Annotated in this window: 12 protein-coding genes; 7 read left to right on the forward strand and 5 right to left on the reverse strand. The window is 64.3% G+C overall.

The features are described 5' to 3' along the window. Window positions 1-52 precede the first annotated feature (52 nt). The 4 genes from LB555_RS09130 to msrA all read left to right on the forward strand — a co-directional run bounded on the left by LB555_RS09130 (window position 53) and on the right by msrA (window position 3,364). A complete protein-coding gene (locus LB555_RS09130) occupies window positions 53-1,117 on the forward strand; it encodes a TadE/TadG family type IV pilus assembly protein (protein WP_140661371.1) in 1,065 nt (354 codons plus the stop codon). A gap of 182 nt (window positions 1,118-1,299) precedes the next feature. After that, the gene (locus LB555_RS09135) at window positions 1,300-2,004 is read left to right on the forward strand and encodes a DUF1223 domain-containing protein (RefSeq protein WP_224682730.1); all 705 of its coding nucleotides are present in this window, start codon (window positions 1,300-1,302) and stop codon (window positions 2,002-2,004) included. A 116-nt stretch (window positions 2,005-2,120) separates the two neighbouring features. Then, entirely contained in the window at window positions 2,121-2,417 is a 297-nt protein-coding gene (locus LB555_RS09140) for a hypothetical protein (protein ID WP_224682731.1), read from the forward strand. 221 nt (window positions 2,418-2,638) lie between these two features. Continuing rightward, on the forward strand, window positions 2,639-3,364 hold the full coding sequence (msrA, locus tag LB555_RS09145; RefSeq protein ID WP_015314746.1) for a peptide-methionine (S)-S-oxide reductase MsrA: 726 nt from the start codon (window positions 2,639-2,641) through the stop codon (window positions 3,362-3,364). Between the two features lie 70 nt (window positions 3,365-3,434). Here the strand turns inward: msrA and LB555_RS09150 are convergent, their stop codons facing one another. Then, complete coding sequence (locus LB555_RS09150; protein ID WP_015314747.1) at window positions 3,435-4,439, reverse strand: cytochrome d ubiquinol oxidase subunit II; 1,005 nt, start codon at window positions 4,437-4,439, stop codon at window positions 3,435-3,437. A 241-nt stretch (window positions 4,440-4,680) separates the two neighbouring features. After that, the gene (locus LB555_RS09155; protein ID WP_015314749.1) at window positions 4,681-6,042 is read right to left on the reverse strand and encodes a cytochrome ubiquinol oxidase subunit I; all 1,362 of its coding nucleotides are present in this window, start codon (window positions 6,040-6,042) and stop codon (window positions 4,681-4,683) included. Window positions 6,043-6,278: 236 nt separating this feature from the next. Between LB555_RS09155 and LB555_RS09160 the strand changes: the two genes are divergently transcribed. Both LB555_RS09160 and LB555_RS09165 read left to right on the forward strand, forming a co-directional pair. Beyond that, a complete protein-coding gene (locus tag LB555_RS09160) occupies window positions 6,279-7,205 on the forward strand; it encodes an ABC transporter ATP-binding protein (protein WP_041163616.1) in 927 nt (308 codons plus the stop codon). Further along, window positions 7,202-7,981, forward strand: coding sequence for an ABC transporter permease (locus LB555_RS09165; protein ID WP_015314751.1), 780 nt, complete (start codon window positions 7,202-7,204; stop codon window positions 7,979-7,981). The genes LB555_RS09160 and LB555_RS09165 overlap by 4 nt, the downstream gene beginning before the upstream one ends. 27 nt (window positions 7,982-8,008) lie before the next feature. Here LB555_RS09165 and LB555_RS09170 read toward each other — a convergent pair whose 3' ends face one another. Continuing rightward, window positions 8,009-9,046 (reverse strand): phosphatidylglycerol lysyltransferase domain-containing protein, encoded by a 1,038-nt coding sequence (locus LB555_RS09170; RefSeq protein WP_015314752.1) that lies wholly within the window; start codon window positions 9,044-9,046, stop codon window positions 8,009-8,011. A gap of 440 nt (window positions 9,047-9,486) precedes the next feature. Here LB555_RS09170 and LB555_RS09175 point away from each other — a divergent pair, with 440 nt between their 5' ends. Further along, window positions 9,487-10,674, forward strand: a complete 1,188-nt coding sequence (locus tag LB555_RS09175; protein WP_224682732.1) for a flavin-containing monooxygenase — start codon at window positions 9,487-9,489, stop codon at window positions 10,672-10,674. 32 nt (window positions 10,675-10,706) lie between these two features. On the opposite strand, the gene LB555_RS09180 is transcribed toward LB555_RS09175, so the two are convergent. Together LB555_RS09180 and LB555_RS09185 are read right to left on the reverse strand one after the other, a co-directional pair. Beyond that, window positions 10,707-10,931 (reverse strand): hypothetical protein, encoded by a 225-nt coding sequence (locus LB555_RS09180; protein ID WP_015314754.1) that lies wholly within the window; start codon window positions 10,929-10,931, stop codon window positions 10,707-10,709. A gap of 133 nt (window positions 10,932-11,064) precedes the next feature. Beyond that, window positions 11,065-13,068: a PhoX family protein gene (locus LB555_RS09185; RefSeq protein ID WP_224682733.1), complete on the reverse strand. Its 2,004-nt coding sequence runs from the start codon at window positions 13,066-13,068 to the stop codon at window positions 11,065-11,067. Window positions 13,069-13,289: the final 221 nt, after the last annotated feature.

The raw sequence follows: 13,289 nt of genomic DNA on the forward strand, positions 1-13,289 counted from the left end.
TTCGCCGGCTCGTGGTAATTGCACGCTCGCTAATGTCTGTCGGGGGTTTGAAATGTTCAGGATTTTGCGCGGCTTTGCCCGCTCCCGCAGCGGGTCGATGATGCCGCTCTTCCTGATGAGCCTGATGCCCCTGATCGCGGTCATCGGCTTCTCGGTCGACTATACAAGCGCGGTCCAGACCAAATCCAACCAGCAGCAGGCGCTGGATGCCGCGATCCTGACGATCACGACCATGGACATCACGTCGACGCTGGCGCAGCGCCAGACGCTGCTGCAGGATTCCTTCGCCGCAAACGGTGGACAAGGCACCGCGACGCTGACCAACTTCGTGGCCGGCAACACCACCACCGCCACCACGGCGCAGGCCACGGCGAGTTTCGCCATGCCGACCGTTTTCATGAGCATCGCCAGGATCAACACCGTACCGATCGCCGTCGCCTCTGCGGTCAGCAAGCCGCCCGCGCTGGTTGCGGCTACCTTCAAGGTCTCCGGGGTTTCGGGTTACTGGAACAAGACAATGACGCTTTACGGCACGCAATTCGGTGCGACAGTGGCCAAGCCGCTGATGACGATCGACTATACCTATGGGAACACCAAGGATCCCAAGGGCTACGGCACGACCAATGTCAACGTCCTCACCACCGATTCAGCCGGCAAGACCGTCACCACGCTGGTCCAGAAGCAGGTCTGCACCGTCGGCAACAATCCGCCAAGCGGCGTGACCCTCAAGACCGATGCGAGCGGCACGAAATACTACTGCGTCGATACGATGTATCCGGCCAACAGCGCCGGCGCGGCGATCGACGTCAGCGCGATGGGCGGCCTCTATTTGCAGATGGACGTACCGTCGGGCAACCCGAAAAAGCTGATCTCAAACGATCCAACGACGTCCAACCGGCTCTATAGCGGTTTGAGCGCGACCACCCTGACCGAGACGGCCACCGGTCAGCCTGTCGACATCTTCAGCGTCGTGCCTTGCGGCGCGACAGCCTACCAGGCTTGGGAAGATGGCGGCAACTCGGTCCCGGCGCCAGTCAGCAACGCCGACTTCTTCTACAACGTGACCGGCAAATGCGACTACAACAAGCGGCCCTCGGAGACGGCGCTGACACAGTGACGCTGCCGATCTCCCCTCGTGGGTGAGATTGGATGCGGCGACCGTGTTCGCCAATCTCTGGGGCCCGCAGGGAAGAGGCGCTCTTCAATCACAAACCGGTGAGCGTTGTAACGAAGCCGTCCGTGGCGGCGAAGTGGGGATATGAGCGGCGCATCGTGGCGTCGTCCCCACGGAGCAAGCCGATGTCGCCAGTCCTACCAAGCAGGTTTTTCGTACTGTCCGGCCTCGCCGCGCTGGCGCTCGCCGGATCGCTTGCCGGCGCCGTCGCCCAGCCGCTCACCGTGGTCGAGCTGTTCACCAGCCAGGGCTGCTCGTCCTGCCCGCCGGCCAACGCCAACCTCATCAAGGTCAAGGACCGGCCCGGCGTGCTGGCGCTGTCGTTCAACGTCACCTACTGGGATTACCTCGGCTGGAAGGACACGTTCGGCAAGCAGGAATTCACGCAGCGCCAGGTGTCCTATGAGCCGCCGCTCGGCCATGACGGGCCATTCACGCCGCAAGTGGTGGTCAACGGCCATGCCGACGTCGTCGGCGCCGCACCCGGCGAGATCGAACATCTGATCGCGGCCACGGCCAAGACCGGCGGCCCGTCGCTGTCGCTCGAGGGCGGCAAGGTCGCGATCGGCGCCGGCGCCGCTCCGGGCGGCCATGCCGATGTCTGGCTGGTGCGCTACACCAAGGGTGTCGTCGAGGTGCCCGTGGCGCGCGGCGAGAACACCGGCCGCACCTTGCCGCATGCCAATGTCGTGCATGCGCTGACAAAACTCGGCAGCTGGAGCGGCGACGCCAAGACGCTCGATCTGCCGGCGGCCTCGGGCGGCCTCAGCACCGCCGTGCTGGTGCAGTCGCCCGGCGGCGGACCGATCCTGGCCGCCGCCGCCAACTAGATCGCGTTCGAGCAGAGATTTGCCAAACAGAGATTTGCACCGCCGCATGAGCAGCGGTGCAAGAGCCCGGCCGCCCAAAGGGCGTGCCATCAACCCGTAAACCCAAGGAACCGACCATGACCACTTTCTCCCGCCTGACGCTGCCGGCGCTCGCCCTCGCTTTGTGCTCCACGGCGCTGTTTGCCGGCGGCATCGCCCGCGCCGACGATGCCACCAATGCGATGAAGCCCGCCGCCAACGCCATGAAGCCGGCCGCGGACGCCATGAAGCCGGCAACCGATGCGATGAAGCCCGCCGACCCGATGGCCACCAACGCCATGAAGCCCGCTACGGACGCCATGAAGCCTGCCACGGATGCGATGAAACCGGCGACCGACGCGATGAAGCCGGCAACGGATGCCACCGCCAATTGAGATTGGTGCGTGGCCTTCTGTCCCTGGCGGGCTCCCTGTCCAGCCGGGGACAGTTGCTGAAGCCCCCGGGAAAGGCTTGAAGCGGTTTTGCTTCGGCAACGAGGTCGAAACAGAAAGTCCGCAGGCGCACGCGAATGTGAGCCTCCGCCGCAACTCACGCATCGCGCCACCGTAGCTGATCCAATAGACTGATCCCAATGGAAGCCATGAGGAGTGCAACCATGACCACTATCAACAAACGTTCGACAGGCTTTGTCCGGGGCGCGCTCGCCGCCCTCGCCCTTGCCGTCGCGGGCGCCGCCTTCTGGCTGACGCCGGCCATCTCCGCCGAGGATGCCGTGAAGATCCCGCCGCCGGCAATCGACGAAAAAGCGGCCACCGGCACAGAGAAGGCGATCTTCGCCGGCGGCTGCTTCTGGGGCGTGCAGGGCGTGTTCCAGCACGTCAAGGGCGTCAGCAAGGCGGTCTCGGGCTATACCGGCGGCGCCAAGGACGACGCCGTCTACGAGACGGTCGGCACCGGCCGCACCGGCCACGCAGAGTCCGTCGAGATCACCTATGATCCGTCCAAGGTCACCTACGGCCAGCTGCTGCAGGTCTATTTCTCGGTCGCCCACAACCCGACCCAGCTCAACTACCAGGGTCCGGACTCGGGCACCCAGTACCGCTCGACGATCTTCGCCGAAAACGACGCCCAGAAGAAAATCGCGCAGAGCTACATCGCGCAGCTCGACAAGGCCAAAGTGTTCGGCGAGCCGATCGTCACCACGCTGGAGACCGGCAAGACCTTCTATCCGGCCGAGACCTACCACCAGGACTTTTTGACGCTGAACCCGACCTATCCCTACATCGTCTACAACGACCTGCCCAAGGTGGCGAATTTGAAGACGCTGTTCCCGGCGCTTTACAGCGAAAAGCCGGTGCTGGTGCTGTCGGCGAGCAACTGAGATTGCGAGGCGCGCCATTCTGGCCTTTCTCCCCGTCATTATACGGGGAGAAAGGCGCTGTCATCGCGCCTCAATCATACGTCAGATCCGTCGCCTTGCCGCCGAACACGCGGTAGGCATAGAACGAATAGAAGATGATGACCGGCAGCACCACCACGGTGCCGGCCAGGATGATCGCCAGGCTTTCGGGCGCCGACGCCGCCTGCCAGATGGTCAGGCGATCGGGCACCACATAGGGATAGAACGACCAGGCCAGGCCGGCAAAGCCGAGCGCGAAGATGGTGGCCAGCGTCAGGAACGGTGTCAGCGAATGGCGATCGTCAGGCCTCGGCAGATGGAAGGTCTGCCGCCACAGCCAGGCAAACAGCAGCGCCGACAGGATCGGCAGCGGCGACAGATAGAGCATCTCGGGCCAGACGAACCATTTGGCGAAGATGCGCGGGCTGGCGAACGGCGTCGCCAGCGACACGGCGGCCATGCCGAGCGCGGTCAGCACCAGCGCGGTGCGCAGCCAGAGCACCGCCTTCTTCTGCAGCGCGCCTTCGGTCTTGTAGATCACCCAGGCGGAGCCCATCGCCGCGTAGGCCGCCGCCAGGCAGAACGCCACCAGCACGCCAAACGCCATGCCGCCTGGCCCGACATCGAGGCCGAGCACGTAGACGCCCAGCATATAGCCTTGCGCCAGCGAGGCGATGAGCGAGCCCAGGAAGAAAATACGGTTCCAGCGATGTTTCTTCCCCGCCGGCACCTTGGCGCGGAAATCGAAGGCGACGCCGCGCAGGATCAGGCCGACCAGCAGGACGAAGACCGGAATGTAGAGCGCCGTCAGGATGACGCCATGCGCCAGCGGAAAGGCGACCAGCAGCAGGCCGACGGCCAGCACCAGCCAGGTTTCGTTGGCGTCCCAGAACGGGCCGATCGCCGCGATCATGGTGTCCTGCTCGGTGTCCTCGGCGGCGGCGAACAGGATGCCGATGCCAAGGTCGAAACCGTCGAGAATGACGTAGATCAGAATGGCAAGGCCCATCAGTCCGGCGAAGATCAGGGGGAGCAGGGTTGGCCAGCCGTAGGTCATCTTGCTCTCCTCACGCCATGATTTCGGTTTGCGAAGCTAGCGCCGCCCCTCATCGCCCTGCCGGGCACTTCTCCCCGTATAGGGACGGGGAGAAGCGGGCTGGCCGCAACGCCGGCGCCATCCATGCAACGTTGGCGATTGGCGAAACCATAGGACTCAGCGCCCCTCTCCCCGTCCCTATACGGGGAGAGGATGCCGGCAGGCAGGTGAGGGGCGGCGCGGGCCTGCAATGAAAACATGCTCACTCCCCCGCGGCCGGCTGCGACAGCGGTGCGTCGAGAACACCCGGCAGCGGCGAGATGTCGCCGTCCTTGGCCGCCTTCAGCGCCAGGTGCACCAGCACGCCGAGATAGGCGATCAGCAAAAGCACGTAGAGCAGGAGATAGATGGCGAGCGTCAGCGCCACATGGCTGCCGGCCACCGGCCCGACGGCGTCGGCGGTCTTCAATACGCCGGTCACCAGCCAGGGCTGGCGGCCGATCTCGGTCGTGTACCAGCCGGCCAGCGTCGCCAGCCAGCCCGACAACGCCATCGGCACCATCAGCATGGCGAGCGGCTTTGGCAGCGCGTGCCGGCGCTTGAGGAAGAAGGCGGCCGACCAGGAGACGGCGAGCATCAAAAGCCCGGTGCCGACCATGATGCGAAAGCTCCAGAAGAGCGGAAAGACCGGCGGATGGTTGCCGGGATAGTCGTTCAGCCCCGGCACGACACCGTCGGTCGAGTGCCGCAGGATAAGGCTGGCCCCGTCCGGAATCGCGACCTCGAACTTGTTTTCCCTGGCCGCCTCGTCGGGCAGCGCGAACAAAACCAGCGGCACGTTGGGACCGGTGTTCCAGTTGGCCTCCATGGCGGCGATCTTCTGCGGCTGGTGTTCCAGCGTGTTGAGCCCATGCTGGTCGCCGGCCAGGATCTGGATCGGGATCAGGATCGCAGCGGTAAAGACGCCGGTGCGCAGCGCCTTCCACATCGATTCCGAACGGTCGCCGTTGAGGTAGCGCAGCGCCGACAGACCGGCGATCAGGAACGACACCGTAAGCCCCGAGGCGAGCAGCATATGCACCAGCCGGTAGGGCATGGACGGGTTGAAGACGATGGCCCACCAGTCGACGGCGTGCGCGACGCCGTCGCGCATCTCGAAGCCGGCCGGCGTCTGCATCCAGGAATTGAGGGCGATGATCCAGAACGCCGACAGCGTCGTGCCGCCGGCGACCAGCACCGTCGCCAGCGTGTGGATGCGGTTGGAGACGCGGCGGAAGCCGAACAGCATGATGCCGAGAAAGGCCGCCTCGAGGAAGAAAGCGGTGAGGATCTCGTAGGCGAGCAGCGGTCCGGCGATGTTGCCGACATGCTGCATGTAGCCCGGCCAGTTGGTGCCGAACTGGAAGCTCATGGTGACGCCCGAAACCACGCCCATGGCAAACGACAGCGCGAACACCTTCACCCAGGTGAAATAGGCGCGCATCCAGGCGGAATCATTGGTCGCGTTGTAGCGCAGCTTGAAGAACAGCAGCACCCAGCCAAGGGCAATGGTGATTGTCGGAAACAGGATATGAAACGAAATATTCGCGCCGAACTGCATGCGCGACAGTATGAGCGGGTCCATGGCGGGCTCCGGCTGTAAATACTCGCGAAGGATAGGCCCGAAGCGGGGTCAGGTCAAAGCGGCCTCCTGCCGCGAGGCTGAACGCCACAGGACAATTTTACCGGATGGTCGCGGCGCATTCCCAGCCAGCTCCGCGCTTCGATGCCCAGAACTGGCAGCAGGGCATTGACTTGCGGTTGCACTGGGCGACAACAGGCCTATATCAAGTCACCTCTTTCAGGCAGCCGTTTTCAACCATGCCCTCCATATTGTCCATTTCCGGGGTCTCCAAGACCTACGCCACCGGCTTCACCGCGCTCAAGGAAGTCAGCCTTGATATCCAGCGCGGCGAGATCTTCGCGCTGCTCGGCCCCAATGGCGCCGGCAAGACGACGCTGATCTCGATCGTCTGCGGCATCGTCAACCGCTCGTCGGGGACCGTGACCGTCGATGGCCATGACATCAACAAGGACTATCGCGCCGCACGCAGCCTGATCGGGCTGGTGCCGCAGGAACTCACCATCGACGCGTTCGAGAGCGTCTGGGCGACCGTCAATTACAGCCGCGGCCTGTTCGGCAAGCCGGCCAATCCGGCCTTCGTCGAGAAGGTGCTGCGCGACCTGTCGCTGTGGGACAAGAAGGACGCCAAGGCGATCACGCTGTCGGGGGGCATGAAGCGGCGGCTGATGATCGCCAAGGCGCTGTCGCACGAGCCACGCATCCTGTTCCTCGACGAGCCGACCGCCGGCGTCGACGTCGAACTGCGCCAGGACATGTGGGCGATGGTCCGGCGGCTGCGCGAGGACGGCGTCACCATCATCCTTACCACGCACTATATCGAGGAAGCCGAGGCCATGGCCGACCGCGTCGGCGTCATCAACCGCGGCGAGATCATCCTGGTCGAGGGCAAGGCCGAACTGATGCGCAAACTCGGCCGCAAGGAGATGAGGCTGGAGCTGCGCGCGCCGCTCGGCAGCGTGCCCGACGGGCTCTCGCGCTATGCGCTCGAACTGTCGCCGGATGGCACGCAACTCACCTACACATACGACAACCAGAGCGACCGGCCGGGCGTCGCCTCGCTGATCAGGGATCTCGAGGCGGCCGGCATCCAGTTCCGCGATCTCGATACCAAGAACAGCTCGCTCGAAGAGATCTTCGTCAATCTCCTGAGGCAAGAGCCATGAACCTGCGTGCGGCCCCTAATTTTCGCGCGGTCTGGGCGATCTACCGGGTCGAGATGGCGCGTGCGTTCCGCACCGTGCTGCAGAGCATCATCTCGCCAGTCATCTCGACGTCGCTCTATTTCGTCGTCTTCGGCTCGGCCATCGGCTCGCGCATAACCGAAATCGACGGCATCGCCTACGGCGCCTTCATCGTGCCGGGACTGATCATGCTGTCGCTGTTGACGCAGTCGATCTCCAACGCCTCTTTTGCCATCTATTTCCCGAAATTCGTCGGCTCGATCTACGAGCTTTTGTCGGCGCCGGTCTCCTACCTGGAGATCGTCATCGCCTATGTCGGCGGCGCCGCGACCAAGTCGATCATCCTCGGCCTGATCATCCTGGCCACCGCCTCGCTGTTCGTGCCGCTGCACATCGAACATCCGTTCTGGATGCTCGCCTTCCTGATCCTGACGGCGGTGACCTTCAGCCTGTTCGGCTTCATCATCGGCATCTGGGCGAAAAGCTTCGAGCAGCTGCAGCTGGTGCCGCTGCTGATCATCACCCCACTGACCTTCCTCGGCGGCAGCTTCTATTCGATCCACATGCTGCCAGGCATCTGGAAGACGATCACGCTGTTCAACCCGGTGGTCTACCTGATCAGCGGCTTCCGCTGGAGTTTCTACGGCAAGGCCGATGTCTCGGTGGTCGTCAGCCTCGGCATGACGCTGGTGTTCCTGGCCGTCTGCATCGCGATCGTCGCCTGGATCTTCCGGACCGGCTACCGGCTGAGGAACTGACGCGGCCCTAAAGTCGTGAGAGAGGCCTCAAATGGCCTTGACCAGCCGCAGCAACCCCAGCATCTCGATGTAGGTCCCCTCGCGAAAGGCGATATAGACCGGTTCCTCGGCGCCGTGGAAGCGGCGCTTGAATGCCGCCTGTCCCTGCAGGTTGAACCTGCGGCGGTTGACCCAGGGCGAGTCGTAGGCGCGCTGGAAGGCGTTGCGCCAGAACTCGCTTTCGGCAAATCCGCTCGGGCCGACATCGAGCAGCGGCGACAGGCCGAGCGTCACCACCGAAATGCCTTCCTCGCGAAAGCGGTCGACGGCGAATTTGGTCAGGCCGATCTCGGCATGCGGCGAGGCATCGATGTGCTTGCGCTTGAAGGCCGTGGTGTAGCCGATCACCTTGCCGTCGGCGAACATCGGATCGAAATCGAGCAAGGCGACGAGGTCGCCATCGGGACCGTGCAGCACGAAACGGCGCATATCGGTGCCGAGCTGATCGTAAAATGGTCGGTTGAGGAAACCCATCTCCCATCGCTTGACGATGCGGTCGCCGCGCCAGTTTTGGGACAGCCGGGAGATCTCGTCGAGGTGGATCGTGCGTTTGTCCTCCTCGAACGAAAAGCCCTTCTTCAGCAGCCAGCGCTCGGAATAACGCACCGTTTCGTTGCGCTTGCCGGAAAAATCATGGTCGGGCAGAGCGAGGCGCGTGTCGATGCCCAGCCGGTTGATCTTGTAGCCAAGGCCGGCAAGGACCTGGGCGGTCTGTTCGCCGATCTGCACGAACCACGGGCCGCCAGCGCTCTCGACGAAGCGCCTGATGTAATCGGGCCGCCGATCCGGCGCCGCCACCGGATCGCCGAGCGCGAAATGATGCCTCATCTTGGTGCCGAAGGCGATGTAACCGTCGGCATCGCCAAAATAGGAAAGCTTGCTTTGCACGGCGGTGGAATAGGCGAGCGAGAAGTCGCCATGGCGGCGGACCAGCGCCAGCCGTTCGACATGCGTCAGCGCCCGGCGCTCGACCTTGGGCGAGGCTCCCTCAAGGAGGTTGTCGAAATAGATCCGCAAGGAGGGCATGGTCGAGATTCCGCGTGCCGTCCATGGCGCGACGTGTCCGACGACACGCAAGACGCGCCACGGCGTCTTGATTTTTCGCAGGGTAGCCGAAATCGGGTTGCCAGTTTCGAATGCCCGCGTCCGTGACGAGATCCGCCAGCCCCCGGACCTCGAATCAATCACTTTGCCGCGACCTGATTATCGCCGATGCCGCCGATATGCCATATAGGGCTGGATGTATTCGGACGGAAGCGGGTAATGCGCTCCATGTCGTGGTTTTGACGCGGTGCGCGACCGGCTGTTTCCGACGGGCGGCGGAATGCTCCGGAAGCGAAGCCGCCTCGGCGTGGGACCATCGAAAAGCATCGAGTTGCCGTTCGGGTCCTGCGCGCGATCAAACTGTTACAGCGGCCTGCGAGCCTTCAGGGGCTGCCGCGAGGGCGAATGGGGTTCGAGAGTGAATGGCTGATACGACAAGCAGATCGATGGTGGAGCAGGCGGTGACGGTCGAGCCGGCGATCGTCGTTGGCGCCGGCGCCGCCGGGCTGGCCGTCGCGAGGGCCTTGATGAAGGCCGGCGTGGCGACGGCGATCCTGGAGAAGGAAAGCCGGCTGGCCGAGCCCTGGCGCCGGCGCCACGAGCAGCTGCACCTCAACACCCACCGCGATCTCTCGGCGCTGCCCGGCCTTGCCTATCCCAAGGGCACCCCCGCCTTTCCGCACCGGGACGTCGTCATCCGCCATATGAACGATTTCCATGAGGCGAACCGTTTGCCGGTGGAGTTTGGCGTTTCCGTCGAGTCCATCACGTTCAGGGGCGATCACTGGGTCGTGCGCACCAGTGCCGGCTCGCGCCTGGCGCGCCATGTCGTTGTGGCCACCGGCCGCGACCGGGAACCCTTCACGCCGCAGTGGACGGGCATGCAGGCGTTCGCGGGCCGGATCATCCACTCGGCGGATTTTGGCGATGCCCAGGCCTATGCGGGCAAGAAGGTGCTGGTTGTCGGCGCCGGCAATTCGGGCTTCGACGCACTCAATCATCTGGCCGGTGTCGATACCGCCGCTGTCTGGCTGTCGGCCCGCAACGGCCCCGCCCTTTTGCCCAAGCGGGTCGGCAAGATCGCCGTGCACCGCCTCTCGCCGCTCATGGCGCGCCTGCCGCTGCGCGTCGCCGATGCGGTGATGGCGGTGACGCAGCGCCTGGTATTCGGCGATCTCACCAAATTCGGCGTGCCACCCGCGCCCGCGGGCGGCGCCAGCCGCCTGAGCTCGGACTATACCGCGATCGCCGCCGACGATGGCGCCGTCGATGCCATCAAATCGGGCAGGATCGTGGTGGTGCCCGGGGTACGGGAGTTCACCCGCGACGGCGTCATCCTGGCCAATGGCAGCCTGATCGCTCCCGACATCGTCATTGCCGCGACGGGCTACCGCACCGGGCTGGAGCGGATGGTCGGCAATCTCGGCGTGCTCGACGAGAAGGGCGTTCCGCTCTTCAACGGCGGCCAGGCCGATCCGAAACTGCCCGGCCTGTGGTTCACCGGCATGCGGCCGAGCATCCGCGGCTGCTTTGCCAATGCCGGCATATTGGCCAAGGCGATAGCTGCGCGGATCGCCGGCTCATCCCGCCCCTCCGGCGCCTCACGCTGAGCGACCGCATAGGACAACATTTCCCGTCGGCGTCACGCCGATTTCGGCTCCAGCCGCCGGAAACCGACAGCCTCGGTCAGCATCTCCTCGTCGACCATGCCGGCATTGTAGAGGGCCAGCAAGGTGAGCGCCAATTCACGCGCCTCGACGGATTCGGGATGCGCTTGCCGTCGGCGGCAGGCCTCGTCGAAGACACGTTGCAAGGTGGCCACTTCGTCAGGTTTGAGCAGGCCACGGTCGTAGATCGACTTGGGCATGGCGATGATCTCCTGATCACGATCTAGGGCGCCACGTGTAAATTGCCAATCTTTCCCGAGGCTTGAATATGATATCGCACAAAAGAGAGGCCCCAGATCGCCGGAGCCCCTCTCATTTTTGTCTCGCCCGACCTCAGACGGCGATCTTGCCGCCACCTTGTTTGGTGATGGCGACCACCGCCGGCCGCACCGGCATGTCGGGCCTGAAATCGGGCCAGCGGGTCGACAGGTCCTCATAATAGGAGGGCCGGCCGAACGCTTCCCAATCCTCGCCGCCGTCACCCGGATGCTGGACGGCGACAAAGGCGGTCTGGTCGTCCGGCGCAAACAGCGGGCCGCACATTTCGGCGCCGATCGGCACGCGGAAGAACAGCTTCGAGGTCGCCCGCGCCGATCCTTCCGTGTCCACCGCCCACAGGCCGTCCGTGCGGCCGGTGGCCTTCGGGCCCTGGCCGTCGGTGGCGACCCACAGGCGCCCGGCCGAATCGACCGCGCAATTGTCGGGCATGCCGAACCAGCCATTGGCCGTCGTCGCGGTGGAGAAGGTGGCACCGACGGCGGCTACCGATGGGTCGCCGCATTTCAGCAGCACTTCCCACTTGCCCTTGGTGGCGGCGAAATCGCCCTCGTCCTCGACGATTTCGATGATGTGGCCGAAGGCGTTTTCGGCACGCGGGTTGGCGGCGTCGACCTGATCGGCCTTGCGCTTGGAATTGTTGGTCAGCATGACATAGACCTTGCCGTTGCTGGCATTGGGCTGGATGTCTTCGGGCCGGTCCATCTTGGTGGCGCCAAGGAGGTCGGCGGCGCGACGTGTCTCGATCAGCACGTCGGCCTGGCCGGCAAAACCGTTTTCCGCCGTCAGCGGCCCTTGGCCGAACACGATCGGCATCCATTCGACCGAGCCGTCCTCCGCGAATTTGGCGACATGCAGCGTGCCGTCGTCGAGCAGATCCTTGTTGGCCGCGCGGTCGCCGGCGTTGAACATGCCCTTGGTGACGAACTTGTAGACATAGTCGAAGCGCTCGTCGTCGCCGAGATAGAAGACCACTCGACCATCCTTGGCGACGATCGATTCGGCGCCCTCATGCTTGAAGCGGCCCATGGCGGTGCGCTTGCGCGGCACCGAGGCCGGGTCGTTGACATCGACCTCGACGATCCAGCCGAAGCGGTTGGGCTCGTTCGGCTCCTTGGCCAGGCTGAAGCGGTCATAGTGCGCGCCCCATTCATAGGCGCCTTCCGGAATGCCGAGGCGCTTGTAGTTGGCGGCCTCCTTGTGGCCCTCCGGCAGCTCGCCGGAGAAATAGCCATGGATGTTCTCCTCGGACATCACATACGTGCCCCAGGGCGTGACCCCGCCGGCGCAATTGTTGATGGTGCCGAACACCTTGACGCCGGACGGGTCGGCATTGGTCTTGACGCGGTCATGGCCGGCAACCGGGCCCGACAGCGCCATCTCGGTGTTGGCGGTGATGCGGCGGTTGAGCTTGCCGTCGCGAATTACCCGCCATTTGCCGCCATCCTTGCGGATCTCGACGATGGTGCCGCCATGGGCGGCCATCTCGACATCGACCTGCTCTTTCGAGAGCGGCGCCACCTCGGCCGACTTCTTGCCGTCCTTCTCGACAATCTTGACGATGCCTGGGAACATCAGATGCGGGTTGGTGTATTCGTGGTTGACCACCAGCAAGCCATGCTCGGCCGAGCCATCGAGCGGGATGTAACCGACATAGTCGTTGTTGTAGCCGAACTGCTTGGCCTGGGCTTGCGCCGACTGCTTCGTCGGGTCGAATTCCGGCGAATCGGCAAACAGCGGATCGCCCCAGCGCAGCAAAACGTCGGCGTCGTAGCCCGGCGCGACGTGGTGCTTATCGTCGATACCGGCCTCCAGCTCGTCGAATTTGAACGCTGAGCCTTCCGCGGCGCGGGCATCGTCGGCGGCGATCATGGCCAGCGGGCTGACGGTGGCGGCGATCGCCGAAACGGCAAGCGAACCCTTGAGGAAGCCACGGCGCGAGAACCGCGCAGCGATGATCTCGCCCATGGTGCGGTTCTCGCTGGGATTGTTGGCCGGGCCTTCGTTTTCCTCGAGCAGGCTGGTGCGGAATCGGGCGTCGGGGGAGCGATGTTCGGTCATGGGAACCTCTGGTGGGTTTTGCCTGGAGCTTCCGGCTTACAGTCGGCTGATCACATTTTCGTGACATGGTATCTCCGCTGCCGCTCGCTCACGAGACCGATTTTTCACGCCTCGCCTGGGACTTTGGTCCAAGCTTGCGCCTGCAAAGGTCCTGGGGGACAAACGCAACGGTCGGAGGTCGCTTCCGGTCACCACGTCTTTCGGCGATGTTGTTGCACTGC

Origin of the sequence: Mesorhizobium sp. BR-1-1-10, from assembly GCF_020165595.1 — a bacterium.
Classification (GTDB): domain Bacteria; phylum Pseudomonadota; class Alphaproteobacteria; order Rhizobiales; family Rhizobiaceae; genus Mesorhizobium; species Mesorhizobium australicum.